Below are 26,812 nucleotides of genomic sequence, written 5' to 3' on the forward strand. Positions count from 1 at the left end.
ATCCTGGCTCGCGAAGGCGGGAGGCGGTAGCTTTTCCCCGCCCCCCAGAAAATTCGTTCGCCGTCAACAGGGCGCACAGACCCCATCGTCGCACAGCGGCGCGGCTCCGTTCAGCGGATTCGGTTCTCGCGGCGACGGGTGCGACCGGCCTCGAGATACCTCGACAGCACCGGCCCGATGACAGCGAGGGACTGCGGCTCGATCATGTCGTTGTGCCCGCAGTCCACCGGATGCTCCACGATTCGACCCGTCACGAGCGGTCGCCACTCGTCCGCCGACCGGGCGCGCGTGGTGCCGTCGTCGTCGCCGGTCGCGGGGAAGATCAGCAGCTCGCCATCGTAGACCTGTGGCTCGAACCGGTGGACGAGGTTTCGCGAATTCTCGTATCCGGCGTTGATTCGCTCGAGGTGTTCGCCGCGCAGCCCGGAGTCGCTGCCCCACGATTCGTTCAGCAGTTGCGCCGCGCGTTCGTACGTGAGGTCGCCGTCGGTGGCGACGACGAGCCCCAGTCCGCGGAGCAGATCCCGCATGTCGAGCTTCCCGAAAAGCGGATCCTCGCCGTTGTCGGGATAGCTGTCCATGACCGTGAGGGTGGCGACCTCCTCGCCTGCCCTCTGCAGTTCGACGGCCATCGCGTGCGCGATGACCCCGCCCAGAGACCAGCCGAGCAGGTCGTACGGTCCCTCCGGCTGGATGACCCTCATCTCTTCGATGTACCGGTGCGCGAGTTGTTCGATCGACTGGTAGTCGCCGTCCCCGCTGATCGTGGGCAACTGCAGTCCGTACGCGCGCCGGTCGGCGGGCAGATACCGGACGAGACCCGCATACCCCCAGGAGAGCCCGATTCCCGGGTGGACGCAGAACAGCGGTCGTCCGGCGCCCTCGGTGAGCAGCGGAATCACCACCCCCAGCGCCTCCGTCACACCGCCCTCCGCCGACGGCAGGGCGATCCTGCGGGCGAGGCCGGCCGGGGTCGGATCGAGGAACATCCATTGCAGCGGGATCTTCCGATCGAGTCTCTCCTGCAGGGCGGCGATCACCTTCGTGGCGAGCAGGGAGTTGCCGCTCCTCTCGAAGAAATTGTCCTCGGCCCCCACCCGGTCGAGTCCGAGCACCTCGGCGAAGACGTCCACGACTGCCGCCTCGAGGTCGTTCGCGGGCAACCGGAAGCGAGCGCCCGACAGGAACTCGGGTGCGGGCAGTGCGGCGCGATCCAGCTTGCCCACCGGGGTCAGCGGAATCTGGTCGATTACGACGATCGCGGCGGGCACCATGTGGGCGGGCAGACGCTCCCCGACGAGACGGGTGAGTTCCGCGGTGTCGAGGTCCGCGCCGCCGATCGGACGGACATAGGACACGAGCAGCGGTTCCCCGGCAGGCCCGGCACGGCCGATCGTGACGGCGAACCCGACGTCGGGATGATCGGTGAGTGCCGCGTCGATCTCGCCGGGTTCGATGCGGAACCCGCGGATCTTCACCTGGAAGTCGCTGCGCCCGACGTACTCGAGAGTGCCGTCCCGGCGCCACCGCACCACGTCTCCCGTGCGGTACATCCGCTCGCCCGGCGCACCCCAGGGGGCGGCCACGAAACGGGACGCCGTCAGTCCGGGCCGACGGTGATACCCGGACGCCAGGGCGCGTCCCGACACGTACAGCTCACCGACCACACCGACCGGCACCGGGCGCAGCCGCGAATCCAGCACCACCTCGGAGACGCCGCGGGTGGGTGCGCCGAGCGTGATCGGGTCGCCCGGCACCAGCGGCTCGCTGATGTTCGACATGATCGTCGTCTCGGTCGGCCCGTAGGCGTTGAACATCCTGCGGCCGGGCGCCCACCGGGCGACGAGTTCGGGTGGACAGGCTTCACCGGCCGCGACCAGCGTCTGCAGCGACTCGAAGCCGAGGGGGTCCATCGACGCCAGTGCGGTCGGGGTGACGAATCCGTGGGACACCCGCTCGTCGCTCAGCAGTCCGGCCAGTTCGGTGCCGCCGTAGATCGTCGGCGGGGCGATCACCAGCGTCGCGCCCGCGCAGAATGCCATGACCAGTTCGAACACGGAGGCGTCGAAACTCGGCGACGCGAAGTGCAGCACCCGGGCGCCGGGTGTGACGGCGAGACGGTCGCGCTCCTCCGCGGCGAGGTTCGCCAGGCCGCGGTGCGTGACGGCCACTCCCTTGGGGACGCCCGTGGATCCGGACGTGTAGATGAGGTACGCGGGATGTGATTCGTGCAGCGGCGCCGTCCGGTCCGCATCGGTGACGGGGGCAGGCGACTGCACCCGGATCCGCTCCTCGGCTTCGGCGTCGTCGAGAACGATCCAGTTCACGGTGCCGGGCAGCCGATCTCGGTGTGCCCGAAGGGTCACCCCGGACACCGCCCCGGAATCGGTGAGCATGTGCTCGATGCGGTCGAGTGGATACCCGGGGTCGACCGGCAGGAACGCCGCGCCCGTTCGAGCGACCGCCCACACCGACAGCACCGATTCGATCGAGCGCGGCAGGCTCAGAGCGACGGTCGTTCCCGGACCCGCACCGTCCTCGATCAGGCGGCGCGCCAACCGGTTGGAGGATTCGTCGAGTTCGCGGTAACTGATCGTCCGGCCCCGGTACGACACCGCGTCGGCACTCCGGTCTCGTTCGACCGCGGCCGAGAGCAGTTCCGGCAGCAGGACATTCGGGACGTCGGGCGCACCGCGCGCCGGGGTGAGCGCCGCGACTTCGTCGGTGCCGAGGATCTCGATGTCGCCGACCGGAACACCGGGTTCGGCGGTGACGGTGTCGAGGATGCGCACGAACCGTTCTGCGAACCCCCGCACCGTGTCGGCGTCGAACAGGTCGGTCGCGTAGTCGATCGCACCCACCATGCCCGCAGCGCTGCCATCCGCGGCGAACCGCTCGTCGAGGATCACCTCGAGGTCCACCTTCACGACGGCGAGGTCGGGATCGAGCCCCTCGACGGTCAGCCCCGGCAACCGCAAGGCGGGATTCTCGGTGTTCTGGAATTCGAGGGACACCTGGAAGAGCGGCGAGTGGGCGGTCGACCGCACCGGTCCGACTGCGTCCACCACCCGTTCGAAGGGCAGGTCGGCGTGCGCGAAGGCACCGAGGTCGGCGTCGCGGACCCGAGCGAGCAGGTCACGGAACGGCTGTTCCGCCGCTACCGGGGTGCGCAGCGCCAGCGTGCCGACGAACATGCCGACGAGGTCGTCGAGCGCCGCCTCGCCGCGGCCGGCGATCGGGGTGCCGATCGCCACGTCCCCGGTGCCGCCGAGCCGGCCGAGCAGAACGGCGAGTGCGGCGTGCACGATCATGAATTCGGTGGACCGGTACTCTCGCGCCGCCGTCCGGATCCGCTCGTGCAGGCCGGGGTCGATCGCGAAGCGCACCCGGTCGCCCCGGAACGACTGCTGTGCGGGACGCCGACGGTCGGCAGGCAGTTCGAGGAGTTCGGGCAGCCCCGCGAGCGCCGACTCCCAGTAGGCCAGTTGCCGCGAGATCAGCGATCCGGGGTCGTCCTCGGACCCCAGCAGCCTGCGTTGCCACAGTGTGTAGTCGGCGTACTGCACGGGCAGCGGCGTCCAGGCGGGAGCGCGACCGTGGACGCGGGACTCGTACGCGATCATCACATCCCGCACCAGCGGTGCCATGGAGAAGCCGTCGGCCGAGATGTGGTGGACCACCACGGCGAGCACATGATCCGTCGGGTCGAGGGAGAACAGGGCGACGCGCAGCGGGACGGCGGCGGCGACGTCGAAGCCGGCCGACACCAGCCGGGTGAGCTCCTCCCGGAGGAGGCCTTCGTCCGCGACCGGGGTCGGCGCGCGCATCGGGGTGGCGGGCGCGCGGATCTCCTGGACGGGTTCGCCGTCGCGGAGCGGGAAGCGGGTGCGCAACGACTCGTGCCGGGTCACGACGTCCGTGACGGCGGCGGTCAGCGCATCCACGTCGAGGTCGCCGGTGAGCCGCACCACCATCGGGATGTTGTAGGCGGGCGAACTCGTGTCGAACTGGTTGATGAACCACATGCGTTGCTGAGCGAAGGACAGCGGGATGCGGTCGGGACGGTCCCCGGCGGTGAGGGCGGGACGGCCGGACGAACCCGCTCCCGCGTGCTCGATGCGCGCGGCGAACGCCTCGACGGTGGGCGCCTCGAACAACGCGCGCACGCCGATGTCGGTGCCGAGTGCGGCGCGCAGGCGGGCCACCGCGCGGGTCGCGCTCAGTGAATTGCCGCCGAGGTCGAAGAATCCCGCATCCGCGCTCACCCGGTCGAGTCCGAGGACCTCCGCGAAGACCTCGGCCACCATCTCCTCGACCGGATCGGCGGGTGCCCGGTATTCGCGCGTGCCGACGTCGTATTCGGGTGCGGGCAGGGCTTTGCGGTCGAATTTGCCGACGGCGTTCAGCGGGATCTGGTCCAGCACCGTGATCGAGGACGGAACCATGTGGGCGGGCAGTCTGCCCGCGAGCCGTCGGGTGATCGTCTCGGTATCGAGCGCACGTTCGGGCGCGGGCACGACGTAGGACGCGAGGAGTGTGTCCCCGGCCGGTCCGCGGTAGGCGACCGTGGCCGCGAACCGGATGTCGGAGTCGGCCATGAGGGTGGTGTCGATCTCGCCGAGTTCGATGCGGAACCCACGCACCTTCACCTGGAAGTCGCTGCGGCCGAGGTACTCGATGGTGTGCTCGGGCGTCCAGCGCACGATGTCGCCGGTGCGGTACATCCGCTTCCCGGGATCGGCGGGGTCGGCGACGAACCGTTCTGCCGTCAGCCCGGGGCGCCGGTGGTAGCCGCGCGCCAGTCCCGCACCGGCGAGGTACAACTCCCCGGGAACCCCGACCGGGACGGGCTGCAACCGGGAATCGAGCACCAACTCCGTGACACCGCGGATCGGTCCGCCGATGGTGATCCGCTCCCCCGGGATCAGGGGATCGCTGATGTTGGACATGATCGTGGTCTCGGTCGGTCCGTACCCGTTGTACAACCGGCGTCCCGGCGCCCACCGGTTCACGAGTTCGGGTGGGCAGGCCTCGCCGCCGACGACGACGTCGGTGAAATGATCCAGCCCCGCCGGGTCGAGGGACGCGAGTGCCGCCGTGGTGACGAATGCGTGGGTGACGTGCCGCTCGCGGATCAGTTGGGCGAGTTCGTCGCCGCCGAATACCGTGGTCGGCGCGATCACCATCGTCGCTGCCGCGCCGAACGCCTGCAGGTACTCGAATACGGATCCGTCGAAGCTCGGTGTCGAAAAGTGCAGCGTCCGGGATGCGGGGTCCGCCCCGAAGCGGGCGAGTTGGTCGCGCGCGAAATTGTCCAGACCGCGGTGCGTCACGGTCACGCCCTTCGGCCTGCCGGTGGACCCCGACGTGTAGACGAGGTATGCGGCCGTGTCGAGGGTGACCGGTCCCCTGCGGTCGCCGTCGTCGACCGGTGCCGCGGATGCGGCCGCGCACTCGTCGACGAACGCGGGGTCGTCGAGCACCAGCCAGTCGGTGGTCTCGGGCAGGCGGGCGCGATGCTCGGACGTCGTCAGCCCGAGTGCGCACTCCGAATCGGTGAGCATGTGCGTGATGCGCTCGTCGGGATAGTTCGGGTCGACGGGTACGAACACGGCCCCGGTCTTGGCCACCGCCCAGACACACAGCACCGACTCGATCGAGCGTGGGATACCCACGGCCACCGACGTTTCCGGGCCGAGCCCGCTGTCGATCAGAGCACGGGCGAGCCGGGTGGACCGCTCGTCCAGCTCCCGGTACGACACCTCGACGTCGCCGGACGACAGGGCGACCGCATCCGGGTCGACGGCGGCCGCGTCCGTGAAGATCTGCGGGAGCGTGCGGACGGAGCCGGCGGGACCACCGCGGACCGGTACCAGTTCCGCCCGTTCGCGCTCGGTGAGCAGCGACAGCCGGGCGAGCGGCACGTCGGGTCCGGTGCAGGCATCGAGCACCCGCACCACCCGCTCGGCGATGTCCTCGATCGCGCCGGGGGCGAACAGGTCGGGCACGTACTCGAACTTCAGGTGCAGGCTCGCCGCCGCCGACGCGACGAGGCTCAGCGGGTAGTGGGCGGCGTCGCGGGCATCCACGCCGGTCACGCGGAGCCCGGCGATGTCGGTGTCTTCCGACAGCCCGGCCCGGTCCACCGGGTACGACTCGAACACGGTGAGCGTGTCGAACCCGACGCCGGGACCCGCGGCGTCGTGGATCTCGGCGAGACCCGTGTAGTGGTGATCGAGCATCGCCGCCTGCTCGGCCTGCACCCGCTCCAGCAACGCGCCGAGCGTCTCCTCCGGACGCAGCGTGACGCGCACCGGCACGGTGTTGATGAACAGCCCGACCATCGTCTCGATGCCGGAGAGTTCCGGCGGCCGGCCGGAGACGGTGGCGCCGAACACGACGTCGTCGCGTCCCGTGAGCATCCCCAGCACGATGCCCCATGCCGTCTGCAGAATGCTGTTGAGGGTGAGCCCGCGAGCACGCGCGGATTCGCGCAGCCGGTCGGTCCGGTCCTCGTCGAGGTCGAACACCCACTCCCGCGACACGGTCGACAGTTGCCGAGCCCGGTCGGCGGGCACCAGCAGCGTCGGTTCCTCCACCCCCGCGAGTGCGTCCGCCCAGGCCCGCGCGGACAGGCCGGTGTCGCGCCTGTTCATCCACGCCAGGTAGTCGCGGTAGTCCCGCACCCGGGGCAGCGGCACCAGGTCGGCATTCGTGGCGTACAGCGTGAGCAGTTCCCGGATCATCAGCGGCATCGACCAGCCGTCGAGCAGGATGTGGTGGTTCGTCGACACCAGCCGGCAGCGGCCGCCGGCCGTCCGCACCAGCAGGAACCGGATCAGCGGTGCGGTGGTCATGTCGAACGGGGTGGTCCGGTCGGCGGCCAGCAGTCGCTCGACCTCGGCGGTCGCCGCGTCCTCGTCCAGTCCGCTCAGGTCGATCTCCCGCCAGGGCACGGCAACCCGGCCCGCAACCACCTGCACGGCCCCGCCCTCGGTGTCGTGACAGAACGCGCTGCGCAGGTTCGGGTGACGGTCGAGGAGGGCGCCGGCGGCCCGGCGCAGTCGTTCCGCATCGACGTCGCCGCCGAGGTCGAGGATCAGCTGGACGAGGTAGGCGTCCACCGATTCGTCGGCCAGTTCGGCATGGAACAGCATGCCCGCCTGCAGCGGCGACAGCGGCCAGACGTCGGTCATCGCCGGGTAGCGGCGCTCGAGGTCGTCGATCGCGCTCTGGCCGAGCCGGACGAGGCTCAGGTCGGACGGGGTGAAGCCGCCGCCACCGGACCGGGCGTGCGCGGTGAGGGCCTCGAGCGCGCCGACCCACAGCCCCGCGAGTTCGCCGACGTCGTCGGCGGCGACCACCCCGACGGGGAACGACCACGTGGCGGTGAGGGCGGGACCGACGGCGGTGTCGGTGGTCCTGGCGTTCACGTCGACGACGGCCGCAGCGGGCAGCCCGGACTGCGCGGCGGCGGCGAGCCCCGCGTCGGAGACCGGTGTCCAGTCGCCGTCCGCCGCGGAACCCGAACCGAGCCTGCCGAGGTAGTTGAAACTCACCTGCGCGCTCGGCAGGGCCGCGAGCTCCGGCGCCGTCTCGGCGTCGAGGTAACGGAGCAGCCCGAACCCGATGCCGTGGTCGGGGATCGACTGCAACCGCTCCTTCACGGCCTTGACCGCGGCTCCGGCGGCGGGGCCGGCCGCGAACGCGTCGTCGACGTCCACGCCGCTCAGGTCGAGGCCTACCGGGAAGATCGTGGTGAACCAGCCGACGGTGCGGGCGAGATCGGCGCCCGGCACCACCTGCTCCTCACGACCGTGCCCCTCGAGATTCACCAGCGCGCCGGACGACTCGATGCCCCGCGCCCGGCGCCAGCGGACGAGCGCCAACGCCAGCGCCGTCAGCAGTCCGTCGCCGACGCTCCCGTGGAAGGCCTGGGGAAGCGTCGTCAGCAGCGCCTCCGTCACCTCGACGGGAACCCGGACCTCGACGTCGGAGGTCTGGATGTCGGTTGCGGTGAGGGGCCGCGACCCGAGCGGCGGGTCCGGGGTGTCGAGCATCCGCCGCCAGAGGTCGAGTTCGGCTGTGCGAGAGGGTTCCTGCGCCACATCCGTGAGGGCGTGCGCCCACCGGCGCATCGACGTGCCGATGCCGGGCAGGGTAGGCGGCTCACCCGACAGCACCTGAGCGCAGGCGAGGGCGAGGTCGGGGACGAGGATGCGCCACGACACCCCGTCGACCACCACGTGATGGGCGACGATCAGCAGCCGTCCCGCGGCGGCCGGTGTCGCGCTGCTCGCGAACCACACCGCCTGCACCATCACACCCGACTCCGGGTCGAGCCGGCCCGCGGCGGCGTCCAGTTCGCGGGACGCGGCCTCGGTGAACGAGTCCGCGGCGTCGAGCGGCACCGTGCGCACCACCGCGGTCGCCCGCACCCAGCCGGGCGGTGCGACCACCATCGCCGCACCCCGCTCGGCCCGGTCGCTGCGGTACAGTCGGGCGCGCAGCATGTCGTGCCGGTCAAGGACGGCCTGCATCGCCGCCGTCAGCGTGTCTTCGTCCAGTGCGGCGGGGGTCGTGAACAGCGCGGCCTGGGAGTACCGCCGGAAATCGCCGTCCCTGCCCAGCATCCAGTGCACGATCGGGGTCAGTGGCAACTCGCCGACGCCGCCGCCGGGCAACTCCTCCAGCGTGACGGTCTCCTCCCCCGCGGTCGCGACCTCCGCGAGTGCGGCAACCGTCTTGCGTTCGAACACGTCCCGCGGGGTGATCACCACCCCGGACGCCTTCGCCCGGGTGACGAGCTGAATCGACATGATGGAGTCGCCGCCCACCGCGAAGAACGAATCGTCGACACCCACCGATTCGAGGCCGAGGACCTCGGCGAACAGTGCGGCCAGGATCCGCTCCGTCTCCGTGGCGGGGGCACGACTGAGCGACACCTGCCGTCCGAAGTCCGGTTCGGGCAGCGCTCGGCGGTCGAGTTTGCCGTTCACCGTGAGGGGTAGGGCGTCGAGCACCACCACGGTCGCGGGCACCATGTGCGCCGCCAGCCTGTCGGCGACCGCGTCGACGATTCCGGCCGGGTCCAGCACCCGGCCCGCCTCGGGCACCACGTAGCCCACCAGTCGTTCGCGCCGCGCCGACACCACCGACTGCGCCACACCGTCGCAGTCGAGGAGCGCCGACTCCACCTCACCGAGCTCGATGCGGAAACCCTTGACCTGCACCTGGAAGTCGTTGCGGCCCAGATATTCCAGCTGGCCGTCCGTGTTCCACCGGCCGAGGTCGCCGGACCGGTACATCCGCGATCCGGGTGTGTGCGGGTCGGCCACGAACCGGGTCGACGTGAGCGTGAACCGGCCCAGATAACCCCGGGACACCTGCCCGCCCGACACGTAGAGTTCCCCGACCACTCCCGGCGGCACCGGGTGCAGGCGGGTGTCGAGCACGTAGACGCGCAGGCCGGGCAGTGCCCGGCCGATCACCGAGGCCGAGGCGGATGCGGCGAGTTCCTCGTCCAGCGGCAGGTGACTGACGTGCACGGTGGTTTCCGTGATGCCGTACATGTTCACCAGCGCCGGGGCGGTGTCGACGCGCCGCGCGTACCAGCGGGTGAGCTGCCCCAGGTCGAGGGCTTCGCCGCCGAACACCACGACGCGGAGGGCGAGTTCGGCGGCGCCGGCGACCCGGTCCGCCTCGGCGAGTTGGTAGAAGGCGGTGGGGGTCTGATTCAGGACGGTGACGTTCTCGTCCCGCAGCAGTCGCAGGAACATGTCGGGTGAGCGGGTCGTGAAGTAGTCCACCACCACCAGCCGGCCGCCGTGCAGCAGCGCGCCCCACAACTCCCACACGGAGAAGTCGAACGCCGCCGAATGGAACATGGTCCACACGTCGGAGGCATCGAACCGGAACAGGGGCTGCGTGTTCGCGAACAGGGTGACGACGTTGCGGTGCGCCACCTGAACGCCTTTCGGCCGGCCCGTCGAGCCGGAGGTGTAGATGACATACGCCACCGAGTCCGGGCGCAGCGGTCCGGTCCGGTCGCCGTCGGTCACCGGCAGCGGCGACGTACGGTCGAGTTCTGCCACCGTCTCCGCGCTGTCCACGAGGAGGAGCGGGACCCCGCTCGCCCGGACCGCGCCGGATTCGGCCTCGGTGGTCAGCACACACACCGGCCGGGCGTCGGCGAACACGAACGCGAGCCGCTCCGCCGGGTACGTGACGTCCACGGGCACATAGCCGGCGCCCGACTTCACCACCGCGAGCAGCGCCACCACCAGATCCACCGACCGCGCCGCGGCGACGGCCACCAGGGTCTCGGGGCCGGCGCCCCGCGCGATCAGCAACCGCGCCAGACGATTCGCCCGGCTGTCCAGCTCGTCGTAGGTGAGCGAGACGCCTTCGCACACGACGGCCGTCGCGTGGCGGGATCGCTGCGCGGCCCGCTCGAACAGTTCCGCCAGGGTCGCGTCCGGCGCGGCGGGCTCGGCGAGCGCCGGCAGCACCAGATCCCGCTCCACCCTGTCCAGGATCTCGATGTCGCCCACCGGGAGGCCCTCGGCAGCGGCGACCGATTCGAGCACCCGCAGGAACCGGTCCCCGAACCGCGCCACGGTGCCGCGATCGAGCACGTCCGTCGCGAACCGCAGTCCGGCAGCGAGTCCGGCCGGTGCGCCGTCCGTGTCGATCTGTTCGGCGACGCTCAGTTCCAGGTCGAACTTCGCGACGCCGAGGTCCACGTCGAGCGAGTCGACGGTGAGTCCGGGCAGTTCGAGGTGGGTGCCCTCCGCGTTCCGGAACTCGATGAGCACCTGGAACAGTGGGGTGTGCGACGTGGATCGTTCGGGGGCGAGATGGTCGACAAGCCGCTCGAACGGGATGTCCGCATGCTCGAACGCACCGAGGTCCGCGGCCCGGACCGCGGTCAGTACCTCACCGAACGACGCCCGCGGATCCACCACCGTTCGCAGCACGAGCGTGTTGACGAACATGCCCACCACGTCGTCGAGCACCGCCTGCCCGCGACCGGCGACGGGCGTTCCCATCGTGACGTCGTCCGTGCCCGACAACCGGGACAGCAGGACGGCGAACGCCGCGTGGACCGCCATGAACAGCGTCGCATTATGTTGGGCCGCGATCGTGTTCAACGCCCGGTGCAGCCGGGCCGGCACCTCGAACTCGACGACGTCCCCGCCGTACGACCGCTGGGCGGGGCGCGGCCGGTCGACCGGGATCTGCAGCACCTCGGGCGCACCGGACAGGGTGTCCGTCCAGTAGCCCAGCTGCCTCGACAGCACCGAGTCCGGGTCGTCGACCGCGCCGAGGAAGTCCCGCTGCCACACGCTGTAGTCGGCGTACTGCACCGTCAGCGGAGTCCAGCCGGGGGTGTCCCCCACGGTCCGGGCGGTGTACGCGAGCATGACGTCGCGGGCGAGCGGCATCATGGAGAACCCGTCGGCGGCGATGTGGTGCACCACGATGGCCAGGACGTGCTGCTCGGGCTCCAGCTCGAACAGACTTGTGCGGAACGGGATCTCGTCGCTCACGTCGAAACCGGCGCCGACCAGGGCTGCGAGGGCGTCCCGCAGTGCACGGTCACCGGCGACGGCCACCGGATCGAGGCGGGGGGTGGCCCGCCCGGGATCGACGATCACCTGGTGCGGTCCGTCCACCGACCCGGGAAACACGGTGCGCAGCGATTCGTGCCGTTCGACGACGTCACCGACCGCAGCGAGCAGGGCGGCGTGATCGAGGACTCCGGTCAGTCGCAGGGCGATCGGGATGTTGTAGGCAGGCGAGGACGTGTCGAACTGGTTGACGAACCACATGCGTTGCTGCGCCAGCGACAACGGGATCCGGTCGGGGCGCGGTCGTGCGGCGAGTGCCACCGACGGGGTGGTCGCCGTCGCCGCCGAGTCGATCCGGACCGCCAGATCGGCCACGACGGGCGCGTCGAACAGCGCGGCCACGCCGATCCCGGCGTCGAGGGCGGAGTTGATGCGCGCCACCGCCCGGGTGGCGCTGAGCGAGTCGCCGCCGAGTTCGAAGAAGCTGTCGTCCGCACCGACACGCGGGGCACCGAGCACGTCGGCGAACACCTGCGCGACGGCCTCCTCGACCGGAGTGGTGGGCGCCCGGTACCCGATGGTCGCCGACGTGAATTCCGGTGCGGGCAGCGCTTTCCGGTCGAGCTTGCCGACGGGGGTCAGTGGAATCTCGTGGAGGACGACCACCGCGGCGGGCACCATGTACTTGGGCAGGATCCGGCCCGCGAACGCGAGCACGTCCGGCGCCGCCACCTCCTCGCCGTCGTGCGGCAGCACGTACGACACCAGCGCCGTGTCCCCCAGCGGGCCCGGCCTGCCGAGGGTCGCGGCGAAGTCGAGGTGCGGATGGGTGGTGAGAACGGAATCGATCTCCCCCAGTTCGACGCGCTGACCGCGGATCTTCACCTGGAAGTCGCTGCGCCCGAGGTATTCGAGGGTGTGGTCGCGACGCCACCGCACGACGTCGCCCGTGCGGTACATCCGGCCGCCGCCGTAGGGGTCGGCGACGAACCGCTCCGCGGTGAGCGCAGGCCGGCGGTGGTATCCGCGGGCCAGCGCCGGTCCCGCGATGTACAACTCGCCGGGCACCCCGGCCGGAACGGGCTGCAGCCGCGCGTCGAGGACCGACAGCGCGATGCCCCGGACGGGGCTCCCGATGGTGACCGGCTCGCCCGGTCTCATCGGCCGGCTGAACGTGGTGAGGATGGTGGCCTCGGTGGGGCCGTACCCGTTGAACATCGCCCGATCCGCACCCCACGCGGCGACCAGTTCGTCACCGACGGCGTCGCCGGCCACGACGAGCGCCTCGAGGTGCTCGATGCGATCGCGCTCCACGGTGGCCAGGACGGCCGGGGTGATGCAGGCGTGGGTGACGCGTTCGCGCCGCAGCAGCGCGGCCAGTTCCGCCCCGCCGTAGACGTCGGGGGGAGCGACGACGAGCGTCGCCCCGGCGGCACACGACTGGACGAGTTCGAGTATCGCCACGTCGAAGCTGGGTGAACAGATGTGCAGGCACCGGGCGTCGGGCGACACGGTGTAGTGCTCGGTCTGTTCGGTGAGCAGGTTCGCCAGACCGCGGTGGGTGACGACGACGCCCTTCGGCCTGCCGGTGGACCCGGATGTGTAGATGGCGTACGCGGCGTGGTCGACGTCGAGCACCGACCGGCGGTCCAGGTCGGTGACGTGGACCGGCGATGCGGCGGCCCACGTGCGGTCGAAGGCCGGATCGTCCAGCACCAGCCACGGCACGGAACCGGGCAATCGGTGCCGGTGCGCCGACGTCGTCACACCCAGTGCCGCACCGGAATCGGCCAGCATGTGCTCGATGCGGTCGGCGGGATAGTTCGGGTCGACGGGCACGAACGCCGCGCCCGCTTTCGCGACCGCCCACACGGCCAGCACCGATTCCCGTGATCGGGGTAGCCCGAGCGCCACGAACGTCTCCGGCCCGGCACCGCGTTCGATGAGGACGCGGGCCAGCGCGCTCGACCGCTCGTCGAGTTCGCGGTAGCTCGTCTCGCGTCCGTCGAAGACGAGCGCGGGCGCCTCCCGCCGGTTCCCGGCCGAGGCGGTGAGGATCTCGGGCAGGGTCTTCGGCGGACCGGCGGGGGCCCCGGACACCGCGGTGTACTCCCGGAGTTCGGCCTCCGACAGCAGGGTGAGGTGGGCGATGGGTGTATCGACGTCCGACAGCAGGATCTGCACGACGCGCGCGACGCGGGCCGCCACCGACTCCGCGAACTCGCTCTGGAAGACGTTCGGCTGGTACCGCAGTCGCAGGTGCAGTCCGGTGTCGACGTGCGCCATCAGGGTGAACGGGTAGTGGGTGGAGTCGATCCCCTCGATCCCGGCGACGTGCATGCCGTCGATGTCGGTGTCTTCCGACAACCCCATGCGGTCCACCGGATACGACTCGAACACGGTCAGCGTGTCGAACACGGCGCCCTCGCCCACGGCGCGCTGGATCTCGGTGAGTCCCACGTAGTGGTGATCGAGGAGGGCGGACTGTTCACGCTGGAAACGCTGCAGCAGTTCGGCGAGCGTCTCCTCGCGGCGCAGGCGCAACCGGACGGGCACCGTGTTGATGAACAGCCCCACCATCGACTCGATGCCTGCTACTCCCGGTGGGCGGCCGGACACCGTGGCTCCGAAAACCACGTCCTCGCGGGTGCCGAGCGTGGTCAGCACGAGCCCCCACGCCACCTGGACGAGGGTGTTCAACGTCAGCCCGTGCTCCCGCGCGAGGGTCTCGAGCGCCCGGGTCTTCTCCTCGCCCACGTCGAGGCGCACGTCCTCGGGTTCGGCGAAGCTCTGCTCGCCGCGCGCCGCGGGCGCCACGAACGTCGGCTCGTCCGAGCCGGCGAGGGCGGATACCCAGGCAGCCGTAGACCGTTCGTGGTCCTGCCTGCCGATCCACTGCAGGTAGTCGCGGTAGGACGTGACGCGGGGAAGGGCCGTCGTGTCGCCGTCCGTGGCGTAGAGGACGAGCAGGTCCTTGATCACCAGCGGCGTCGACCATCCGTCGAGGAGGATGTGGTGATGGGTCACGACCAGCCGGTACCGGTCGGGTGCGGTGCGCAGCAACGTGAATCGGAGCAGCGGCGCCTCGGACATCTCGAACGGGACGGCGCGGTCGGCCGCGACGAGTGCCGCCGCCTCCGTCGTGATCCGGGTGTCGTCGAGATCCGACAGGTCGACGTCGGTCCACGGCGCGGTCGCCCTCGCGAGTACCACCTGGACCGGTCCGCCACCGGTGTCGGCGAACGCCACCCGGAGGTTCGCGTGCCGGTCGAGCAGGCCCTGTGCGGCGCGGCGGAGTCTGGCGGAGTCGACGGTGCCGCGCAGGTCGAGGACCAGCTGCACCTGATACGCGTCGAGGCGATGCTCGGACAGCTGCGCGTGGAACAGCAGACCGGCCTGCAGCGGTGACAACGGCCAGATGTCGGCGACGTCCGGGTAGGTGCTCTCGAACCGGTCGATGTCCGTCTGCCCGACCGACACCAGATCGAGATCGGACGGTGTCAGCCCGCCTGCGCCCGGACGGCTCGCGTGCTCGGCCAGGGCGGTGAGTGCCCGAACCCACAGTGCGGACAGCTCTTCCACGTCCTCGGCGGCCAGCACACCCGTGGGGTACGACCACGTCGCGGTGAGTACCGGGGCGCCGTCCCGGACGGTGGTGGCGGCGTTGACGTCCACGACCCAGGCGGCGGGCATGTCGTAGTTCTGGGTTCCGCCGAGGTCCCCGCTGCCGGCGACGGGCAGCCAGGGCACCTCGCCCCCGCTCGTCGCCACCCGGCCGAGATAGTTGAAACTCACCTGCGGTGGCCGGAATCGGCGCAGTGCCTCCGAGCCGACCGGATCCAGGTACCGCAGCATCCCGTAGCCGATGCCGTGATCGGGGATGGCGAGGAGTTGTTCCTTGATTGCCTTGATCGCGGACCCGGCCGCGTCGTCGCCGGCGAGGGCGGCGTCGACGCCGATGCCGGTGAGGTCGAGTCGCGCCGGGAACAGTGTGGTGAACCACCCGACGGTGCGGGACAGGTCGGCGCCGGGCACGACGTGGTCTTCACGTCCGTGACCCTCGAGGTTGATCAGCACGTCGGCCGACTCGACCCCACGACGGCGCCGCCACCGAATCATCGCCAGCGTGAGCGCCGTGAGGAGGCCGTCTCCGACGGTGCCGTGGAAGGCGGCGGGCAGCGTGGTGAGGAGTGCCTCGGTGACGTGTGCGGGTACTTCCACGGTGACGCGGCCCGTCGTGGCATCGACGTCGACTGCGGGATCCAGCGGCCGGGAGCCGACGAGCGGATCGGGGCCGTCCAGGATCGACTGCCACAGGCCCGCTTCGGCGCGTCGGGACCCCACGGCCTCGGTGAGTCCGTGCGACCACCGCCGCATCGACGTCCCCACGGCAGCCAGCGCGGCGGTCAACCCATCGGCGACGCGGGTGTGGGCCGCCGCCAGATCCGAGATCAGGATCCGCCACGACACGCCGTCGACCACGAGATGATGCGCGACCAGCAGCAACCGCCCCTGCCCGCCGGGACCGTCGAACCAGAGCACCTGCACCATGCTGGCCGAGGCCGGGTCCAGGCGGTCCGCCGCCGCGTTCAGTTCCGCCCTCGCCACCGCATCGAAATCACCAGGGTCGAACGACGTCACGGGCACGTGATGGATCAGCGCGCCGGCAGGCACCGATCCGGCCGGCAGCACCGTCATGACCCACTGCCCCGCCTCGTCGACGGCGAGCCGCGCGCGGAGCATGTCGTGGCGGTCCAGCACGGCGTCGACGGCGGCGGCGAGATCGTCGCGGGTGAGCCGGGGCGGCGCGGTGACCAGCACGGCCTGGGAGAACCGGTCCAGCCGGCCGCCGCTGCGCCCCAGCATCCACGCGACGACGGGTGTCAGCGGAACCGGGCCGACGCCGGCGCCGGGAAGTTCCTCCAGCACCACGGTATCCGCGCGCTCGTAGTGGGCCACCTCGGCGAGACCGGCGACGGTCCTGCGTTCGAACACGTCCCGCGGGGAGAGAATCAGGCCGGCTGCCTTCGCGCGGGCCACCAGCTGGATCGACATGATGCTGTCGCCGCCCAGCGCGAAGAACGAATCGTCCACACCCACCCCCTCGAGTCCCAGCACGTCCCGGAACAGACCGGCGAGCAGCGCCTCCGTCTCGGTGCGCGGCGGACGACTGTCGGTGACGGCGACACCGAAGTCCGGTTCCGGCAGCGCCTTCCGGTCGAGCTTGCCGTGGACCGTCACCGGGAGCGCCGCGATCACCACGACGGCGGCGGGCACCATGTACGCCGCGAGCCGCGTGCCCGCGAACTGCAGCACCTCGCCCGGATCGATGTCCGCTCCGGGTTCGGGGACCACGTACCCGATCAGCCGGTCGCCGGACCGTTCGTCCCGGCGCACGTCGGCGACCGCCGCCGCCACGTCGCCGTGCGCGAGCAGCGCCGATTCGACCTCGCCGAGTTCGATCCGGAATCCGCGGATCTTCACCTGGAAGTCGGTGCGCCCCAGGTAGTCGAGTTGCCCGTCCACCGTCCAGCGCACGAGGTCGCCGGTCCGGTACATCCGGCTGCCCGCCGGCCCGAACGGGTTGGCCACGAAGCGTTCCGCAGTCAGCGGGTGTCGCCCGTGATAGCCGCGTGCGAGCGCGGGGCCGGCGAGATACAGCTCCCCCGCGACCCCCGCCGGTACGGGATGCAGCCGCGCGTCGAGGACCGCCTCGGTGAACCCGAGCGTCGGCGCGCCGATCGTGACCGGTTCGCCCGGCGCCAGCGGGGTGCTGATGCTCGACACGACGGTCGACTCGGTCGGACCGTACGCGTCGAACATGGCCCGGCCCGGCGCCCAGCGGGCCACCAGTTCCGGTGGGCAGGCCTCGCCGCCGGTCACCACGCACCGCACGCTCTCGAGGCCGGCGGGATCGACCGAGGCGAGCGCCGCCGGGGTGACGAAGCAGTGCGTGACCCGCTCGCGCAGCAGCAGATCCGCGAGCTCCTCGCCGCCGTAGACGGACGGGGACGCGATCACCATCGTCGCGCCCGGCCCGACCGCCAGCATCAGCTCCAGCACGGAGGCGTCGAAGCTCGGCGACGCGAAGTGCAGGGTGCGGGACGCCGCGGTCGTGTCGAACGTGTTCTGCTCCGTCGCAGCGAAATTCGCCAGGCCGCGGTGTGTGGTCACCACGCCCTTCGGCCTGCCCGTCGATCCCGACGTGTAGATGACGTACGCGGGGTGGTCCACGTGCAACGCCGACGTGCGGTCGGTGTCGGTCACCGCCGCCGCCGGGAGCAGCGCCAGTTCGGCCTCGGTTCCGGGGTCGCCCGGCACCAGCCACGGGATCGACGCGGGAAGGGCCGACTGCAACGCGGCCGTGGTGAGACCGGCGACGGCGCCCGAGTCACCGAGCATGTACTCGATGCGGTCGGCCGGATGATTCGGGTCGACCGGCAGGAACGCGGCCCCGGTCTTGGCCACCGACCAGACCGCCAGCACGGATTCGATCGACCGCGGCAGCGCCAGAGCCACCACCTGTTCCGGGCCGACGCCGCGCTCGATCAGGAGCCGGGCGAGCCTGTTCGACCATTCGTCGAGGTCCCGGTAGGACACCTCACGTCCTTCGAAGGACAGCGCCGCGGCGTCCGGGTCCGCGGCCGTGGCGGCCGCCAGCAACTGCGGCAGCGTCCGAGCCGCCACGCCGGGGCCCCCGCTCGCGGACGTCAGTGCGACCCGCTCGCCGGCGCCGAGGACGTCGACGTCGCCGACCGGGGCGTTCGGGGACTCGGTGACGGCGCTCAGGATCCGGACCAGGCGCTCGGCGAACGCGGCCACCGTGTCCGCGTCGAAGATGTCGGTGGCGTACCCGAGCGCCGCACTGAGGCCCCCGGGATGCCCTTCGGCGTCGGCGTTCTCCCGCAGGGTCAGCTGGAGGTCGAAATTGATCGTGTCGAACGCGAGGTCGAGGGGTTCGACGTGGAGGCCCGGCAGCTCCAGCTCGGGGCGCTCGGTGTTCTGGAATTCGAGCATCACCTGGAACAGCGGCGAGTACGCCGTCGAGCGGGAGGGACGCAGGCTTTCCACGACGCGTTCGAACGGGACGTCCGCGTGCGTGAACGCCCCGAGATCGGCCTCGCGGACCTGCGCGAGCAGCTCCGCGAACGTGCGGGCGCCGTCGACGGGGGTCCGGAGCACGAGGGTGTTCACGAACATGCCGACCAGGTCGTCGAGCTCGGCCTCGCCGCGGCCCGCGATGGGGGTGCCCACGGCGACGTCGTCCGACGCGCTCAGCCGCGACAGCAGGACGGCCAGCGCGGAGTGCAGGGCCATGAACACGGTCGATCCGTGCCTGCGGGCGAGCTGCACGACGCTCCGGTGGAGGTCCGGGTCGATCTCGAACTCGACGCGGCCTGCACCCAGGGTCCGGGCGGCCGGGCGGGGCCGGTCCGTCGGCAATTCCAGCACATCCGGGAGGTCGGCCAGTGTCGCGGTCCAGTAGTCGAGCTGGCGGACGAGCGGCGAACCGCCGTCGTCTTCGTCGCCGAGCCAGTCCCGTTGCCACAGTGTGTAGTCGGCGTACTGCACAGGAAGCGGGGTCCAGTCCGGCGCGACGCCGCGGCGCCGCGCGGTGTACGCCGACAGGACGTCGCGGGCGAGCGGAACCATCGAGAAGCCGTCCGCCGCGATGTGATGCACGACCACGGCCAGCACGTGCTCGTGCTCGTTCACCCCGAACAGCCGGGCCCGCACCGGTGCCTCCGTCGTCACGTCGAACCCTGCGGAGAGCAGGCGGTGGAGTTCCGCGCCGAGGCCCGCCGACTCGACGGCGTGCGGTGTGAGAGCGGGCGCCACCTTCTCCACCGGGAGGATCACCTGCCGCGGACCGCTGTCGGTGAGGGGGAAGACGGTGCGGAGGGATTCGTGGCGCTCGACGACGTCGGCGACGGCCGCTTCCAGCGCCTGCGTGTCGAGCGTGCCGGTGAGGCGGAGCGCGATCGCGACGTTGTACGCGGCACTGGTCGTGTCGAACTGGTTGATGAACCACATCCGCTGTTGTGCGAGCGAGACGGGTACCTCCCGCGACGGATCCCGCGGGGTCGGTGCCGGCCGGGATTCCAGGTTGGTTTCCCCGGCCTCGGCGCGGGCGGCCAACCCGGCGACGGTCGGGGCGTCGAACACGTCCCGCACGCCCAGCCGGTCGCCGACCGCGGCGTTGAGGCGGGCGACGAGCCGGGTCGCGGTCAGCGAGTTCCCGCCGAGCGCGAAGAAGTTGTCGTTCGCCCCCACCCGGACGATACCGAGCAGGTCGGCGAACACGGCGGCGACGATCTCCTCCACCGGATTGCGCGGGGCGGCGAACCCCACCGTCGACGTGCCGAAGTCCGCTTCGGGCAGCGCTTTCCGGTCGAGTTTGCCGTTGACCGTCAGGGGCAGGGCGTCGATCACCACCACCGCGGCCGGCACCATGTACGACGGAACGCTCGCCCCGACCGCGTCGAGAACCGCCGCCGCATCGACATCCGCACCCGTCTCCGGGACCACGTAGCCCACCAGACGGTCGCCGTCCCGGTCGTCGCCGCGCACCACGACCACCGACTGCGCCACCCCGGCGCACGCGGCCAGAGCCGCCTCCACTTCGCCGAGTTCCACCCGGAACCCGCGCAGCTGCACCTGGAAGTCGCTGCGCCCCATGTACTCGAGCCGGCCGCCCGCACCCCACTTCACGACGTCGCCCGACCGGTACATGCGCGCCCCCGCCCGGTGGTGGCCGAACGGGTCGGCGACGAAACGCGTCGCGGTCAAACCCTGCCTGCCGATGTAGCCGCGGGTCACCTGGTCGCCGGACACGTACAGCTCACCCACCACCCCGGGCGGCACCGGATGCAGCCGGCCGTCGAGGACGTAGACACGCAGACCGGGGAGTCCGCCGCCGATCACCGAGCCCGGTACGGACGCCGCCAGCGCACGATCGAGGGCGAGGAAGCTGACGTGCACCGTGGTCTCTGTGATGCCGTACATGTTCACCAGCACGGGGTCCCGGTCGTCGTGCCGGGTGTACCACCGCTCCAGTTGCCCGACGTCGAGGGCTTCGCCGCCGAAGATCACGTGCCGCAACGACAGTGGCGCCTGGTCGGTGTCCTCGACGGCGTTCGCCGCACGATCGGCCTCCGTCAGCTGGTAGAACGCCGTCGGGGTCTGGTTCAGCACCGTCACCCGTTCCCGGCGCAGCAGTTCGAGGAACGCGTCCGGCGATCGTGCGGTGAAGTAGTCGACCAGCACCAGCCGGCCACCGTGGACGAGCGCACCCCACAGTTCCCAGACGGAGAAGTCGAACGCGTACGAGTGGAACAGCGTCCAGACGTCGGACGAGTCGAACCCGAACAGCTCCCGGGTGTTGGCGAGCAGCGTGACGACGCACCGATGTGATACCTGGACGCCCTTCGGCCGCCCGGTCGACCCCGACGTGAAGATGACGTACGCGACGGCGTCGGCCCATAGCGGCCGCAACCGGTCCGAGTCGGTGACCGGCAGCCCGGACAGTTCGGCCACCGCACGCGCCGTCGCCGGATCGTCGATCGCCACCACCGGAATTCCGGCCGGCGCCAGCGACGCGAAGTCCGCGCTCACCACGGCGCAGACGGGTCGCGCGTCCTCGAACATCGCTGCCACCCGCTCGGCGGGATAGCTGGTGTCGACCGGGACGTACCCGCCGCCGGCGGCGAGCACCGCCAGCAACGTCACCACGAGGGCAGGCGTGCGATCCACCATCACCGCGACCAACGACTCGGTTCCCACCCCCTCGGCGATCAGCAACCGTGCCAACCGGTTCGCCTGCTCGTCCAGTTCGCCGTAGGTCAGCGTCTCGTCGCCGCACACGACCGCAGTGGCGTCCGGGGTCGACGCGGTCACCCGCGCGAGCAACTCGACCACGGTCTGCGCGTCGGCCGGGAGACCCGCACGGTTCCACCGGTCCAGCACCAGGTCGCGCTCGACCGCACCGAGAACGGGGATGTCCCCCACCACCGCCGCCGGGTCGTCGACCACCGCCCGCAGCACCCGGACGAAGCGTTCCCCGAACCCCTCCACCGACGTCCGGTCGAACACGTCCGTCGCGTACAGGAATGCGGCGGCCATACCTGCGGCGGTGCCCTTCTCGTCGTGGTATTCGGCGAGCGACAGCTGCAGGTCGAATTTGGCGACCCCCGGGTCGACGTCGACCGCCTCGACGGTCAGGCCCGGCAGTTCGAGGTGGGCGCGCACGGTGTTCTGGAATTCGAGCAGCACCTGGAACAGCGGCGAGTGGGACGTCGACCGGCCAGGCGCCAGCTCGTCGACGACGCTCTCGAAGGGAACGTCCGTGTGCCCGAACGCGCCCAGATCCGTGTCGCGGGCCCGGGCCAGCACGTCGGTGAACACCTCACCGGGCTCCACCGGAGTCCGCAGCACCAGCGTGTTCACGAACATCCCCACGAGGTCGTCCAGCGCCGCCTCGCCACGACCCGCGATCGGGGTGCCGATGGCGACGTCGCCCGATCCGGACATCCTCGACAGCAGCACGGCCAGCGCCGCGTGCATCACCATGAACAGGGTTGCGTGGTGCTCGCGCGCGAGGAGGAGCAGTTGCCGGTGCAGGCCCGCGTCGATCGCAAACGCCGCGGTCGCACCCTCGAGCGAGCGGGTCACCGGCCTGTTCCGGTCCAGCGGCAGGGCGCTGACCTCCGGGAGTTCGGCCAGCACACCGCGCCAGTACTGCAACTGCCGGGACATGAGGCTGTCCGCGTCGTCGGCACTGCCGAGGAGGCGACGCTGCCACACGCTGAAGTCGGCGTACTGCACGGGCAGCGGCTCCCAGCTCGGCGGTGTCCCGGACCGGCGTGCCGCGTATGCGACCATCAGGTCGCGGGCCAGCGGCGCCAGCGACGCCCCGTCGGCGGCGATGTGATGCACCACGATCACCAGCACGTGTTCGTCGGGGCCGATCCACAACAGCGCCGCCCGCAGCGGGACCTTCGCGCTCACGTCGAATCCGCCCGCGAGGAGGGTCGCGATCCTCTCGTGCAGCGACTCGTCGCCGTCGACGTGCGGGGTGAGGTCGGGGACGACGTCCGCGGTGTCGACCACCACCTGGTACGGCCCGTCCGCCGACGCGGGGTACACGGTGCGCAACGACTCGTGCCGCTCGATGACGTCGCCCACCGCGGCCCGCAGCGTGTCGGAGTCCAGAGGTCCGAGTAGGCGCACGGCCATCGGGATGTTGTACGCCACCGACGACGTGTCGAACTGGTTGAGGAACCACATCCGTTGCTGCGCCAGCGACAACGGGATCCGTTCGGGCCGCTCCCCGACGGCCAGGGGCGGTCGGTCCACGAGTTCCGTACCGGAACGGCGAACGTACGCGGCCAGCAGTTCGACGGTGGGCGCCTCGAACAACGCTCGCACACCCACGTCCGATCCGAGTGCCGCGTTGACGCGCGCGATCACCCGCGTCGCCACGAGAGAATTGCCGCCGAGGTCGAAGAAGCTGTCGTCGACACTGATCGGTTCGACGCCGAGGACCTCGGTGAAGACCTCGGCGATCGATTCCTCGACCGGGTCGGTAGGCGCCTTGAATTCGGCGGCCGCGGACAGGAACCGCGGTTCCGGCAGTGCCGCGCGGTCCAGCTTGCCGACCGGGGTCAACGGGATCTCGTCCAGCACCACGACGACCGAGGGAACCATGTACGCCGGCAACCTGTTCCGCACCTGTCGCAGCAGTTCCGTCGTCTCGATCGGCCTGCCTGGGGCCGGGACGACGTACGAGACCAGGACCGTGTCCCCGGACGGCCCCGGCCTGCCGATGGTGACGGCCAGCCGCACGTCCGGATGTGTCTGCAGAATCGCGTCGATCTCGCCGAGCTCGATGCGGAAACCCCGCACCTTCACCTGGAAATCGCTGCGCCGCAGGTACTCGAGCGTGTGGTCGGGCCGCCACCGCACCACGTCACCCGTGCGGTACATCCGGCCGCGGCCGTAGGGGTCGGCGACGAAGCGCGCCGCGGTGAGACCGGGACGGCGGTGATAGCCCCGCGCCACACCGGCACCGGCGATGTACAGCTCACCGGGTACCCCGACGGGTACCGGATGGAGCCGGGCATCGAGTACCACCTCCTCGGCACCTCTGATCGGCCCGCCGAGTGTGATGGGGTCACCGGGGGTCATCGGTGCGCTGATGTTCGCCATGACGGTCGTTTCGGTGGGACCGTACGCGTTGTGCAGCCTGCGGTCCGGCGCCCACCGGGCCACCAGTTCGGGCGGGCAGACCTCACCGCCCACGGCCACGTCGAGGAAGTCGCCCAGCGCATCCGGCGGGATCGTGCCCAGCGCGGCCGTGGTGACGAAGCCGTGCGTGACGCGTTCCGACCGCAGGAGGTCGGCCAGTTCCGGGCCACCGTACGCGGATGGCGGCACGACCACCATCGTGGCACCCACCCCGAACGCCTGCAGGTACTCGAAGACGGACGCGTCGAAACTCGGCGTCGAGAAGTGCAGTGTCCGAGACGATCTCGTGGCGCCGAACCGTTCCTGCTGGTCGGCCGCGAAGTTGTCGAGCCCGCGGTGCGTGACGGTGACGCCCTTCGGCTGCCCCGTCGAGCCGGACGTGTAGATCAGGTACGCGGAATTGTCGAGATGCAGGGGCCGGATGCGGTCGGAGTCGGTCACCGGATTGTCGGGCCGGGCCGCGCAGGCGGCCTGGAAGTCCTGGTCGTCGAGCACGCACCAGGGAATAGAATCGTGGAGGCGTCCCCGCAGCGACTCCTCCGTCAGGCCCAGCACCGCACCGGAATCGGCGAGCATGTAGTCGATCCGATCGGGCGGGTAGTTCGGGTCCACCGGAACGAATGCCGCCCCCGTCTTCGCGACGGCCCACACGGAGGCCACCGACCGGAACGAGCGCGGCAGTGCCAGCGCGACGAACGATTCCGGCCCCACCCCGCGGTCGATCAGCATTCGCGCGACCTGCGTCGACCACCGGTCCAGCTCGCGGTACGACAACTCCTCGCCCTGCCGCGACAGGGCCGTCGCCGCCGGATCCAGCGCGGCGGCGTCCGCGAAGAGGTCGGGCAGGGTGCGCTCGGACCGGCCCGGGCGTCCTCGTACCGGTGTCAGCGCGGAACGTTCGCCCGCGGAGAGGATCTCGATGTCTCCGACCGGAACCTCGGGGTCGGCCGCCATCGCGCCGAGTATGCGGAGGTACCGGTCGGCGGCCACCCGGATCGTGTGGACGTCGAACAGTTCTGCGGCGAAACCGAATTCGACGGTCACACCCGCCGCAGCCCCCGACTCGTCGACCGCTTCGGTCACGGTCACGCACAGGTCGAGGCCGGAGACGGTGCAACCCGGGGAGCCGGGCGCGCGGGTGTCGAGCAGCACCTGGACGATCGGTGCGTACGCGTCCGACACCGACACGTCGAGCTCCCGCACCAGCCGGTCGAACGGAACAGCGGTGTGCGCCACCGCCTCGGTGGCGACGTCCCGGACGTGCGACAGATAGTCGTGACACGACACCTCGCTCGCGTACCGCGACCGCACCACCACAGTGTCCGTGCGATCGCCCACGTCCACGGCGATTCCGACGGCGATGTCGCTGCTTCCGGTCACCCTGCCCAGCAGGATCGACAGGGCCGTCAGGAACACCGTGCGGCCGGTGGTGCCGGCGGCGTCGGCCAGTGCGGCCACGCAGCGGTGCAACTCCCCCGGCACCACGACGGTGACCCGGTCGCTCGCCGGCGACAACCTGGCCGGCCGCCGGCGGTCGGTGGGCAACGGCAGGAAGTCGGGCAACCCGTCCAGCTGCCGGCGCCAATACTCGATTTCCTCGGCCTCGCGCAGAAGTCGTTCGCCGGTGCGGGCACTGGTGTCGTGAATGCTGCCCACCCGGGACGCCGGATCTGCGGTGGCCAGTTCCTCGAGCAACTCGACGAACTGCCGATGGTGCTCCCGCAGTTCCGCCTCCTCGTAGCGGCTGGGGTTCGCGCGGAAGTCCACGAAGATCCTGGTGGGGGTGCCGCTCTGATACACGTTGATCAGCAGGTCCTCGACCGGACCCGACGTGACGATGTGGAAATCGCCGAGAAGCGAACCCAGCGCGACCTCCTGGCGGAACAACATGACGTTCACCATCGGCCCGTACAGTGCCGTCGTCGCGGTGTCGCCGGCGTCGCGGCGGATGTCGTCGAGGCTGCACCGCTGGTGTCGCAGTGCGGCGACCAGCTCACGCTGGACCTTCTCGATCAGTTCCGCGACGGTGTCGTCGGCCCGGACGCTGACGGGCATCGGGGCCACGTTGACGAGCATGCCACCGGAATTGCGCAGCACCGCCGTGGTGCGCGCCGACACCGGAATGGTCACCAGCACATCGGTTCTGCCGGTACGTCGCGCCAGGTAGCACGCCGCGGCCGCGATGATGGTCGCCGCAGACAGGCTGTCGCGGGAATCGAGAACCGCCACGACGTCGTCCGAGAGGATGGCACTCTCCACCGTGCTGGTGGCCGACACCTGCCCCGCCGTCCGCGCCAGCGTGGTGCCCTCGAGCCCGGCGACCCGCGCGGCCCAGTACTCTCGATCGGTTGCGAAACGCTCGGAGGCGCGGTACCGGCTGTCGATGTCGTACAACTGCCGCAGGCTCACCGCCCGGTTCGGATCCGGTTCGCGGCCCGCGATTTTCGCGGAATAGCGGTGTGCGATGCGGCGCAGCATCGTCATGGCGCCGTAGCCGTCGAGCGCGACGTGGTGAATCCTGCTGTACCACAGGAAGTGTGTGTCACCGGTCTGCAGGATCGACGTCTCGACCAGCCGGTCGGCGCTCAGGTCGAGCGGCGTGACGTAATCGCGTTCCATCCATTCGTGTGCCGCCGCCACCGGGTCGTCTTCCGCACGGAAGTCGACGTACGCGATCGACGTGTCCGTCCGATGGTCCACGTACTGCAGCGGCCGGCCCTCGACGTCGTACACCTTGAGGAAGGGTGATTCGAACTCGCGGCCCGCTTCCACCGTCTCCTGCCGGAGCAGGTCGATGTCGAGCACACCGTGGAACTCCACGTACTGGGCGATGGAGATCGGGACCTGCGGTTCGAGTTGCTGCGCGAACCACGTGGCCCGCTGCGCCGCCGAGAGCGGTATCGGTTCGCCGCCGCCCGGAACACGGAGGTCCGCGGGGCGGCGCGTTTCTCCCGCCCCCGGAACGGGTCCTTCACCTTGTCCTGGGCACACTC

The 26,812-nt window shown here is 70.9% G+C and carries 1 protein-coding gene; it reads right to left on the reverse strand.

Annotated elements, in window-relative coordinates:
* Window positions 1–110: 110 nt before the first annotated feature.
* Window positions 111–26,810, reverse strand: a complete 26,700-nt coding sequence (locus tag HGB39_RS01765) for a non-ribosomal peptide synthase/polyketide synthase (RefSeq protein WP_064080806.1) — start codon at window positions 26,808–26,810, stop codon at window positions 111–113.
* Window positions 26,811–26,812: the final 2 nt, after the last annotated feature.

It is taken from the genome of Rhodococcus opacus (genome assembly GCF_012396235.1).
GTDB classification, from domain to species: domain Bacteria; phylum Actinomycetota; class Actinomycetes; order Mycobacteriales; family Mycobacteriaceae; genus Rhodococcus_F; species Rhodococcus_F opacus.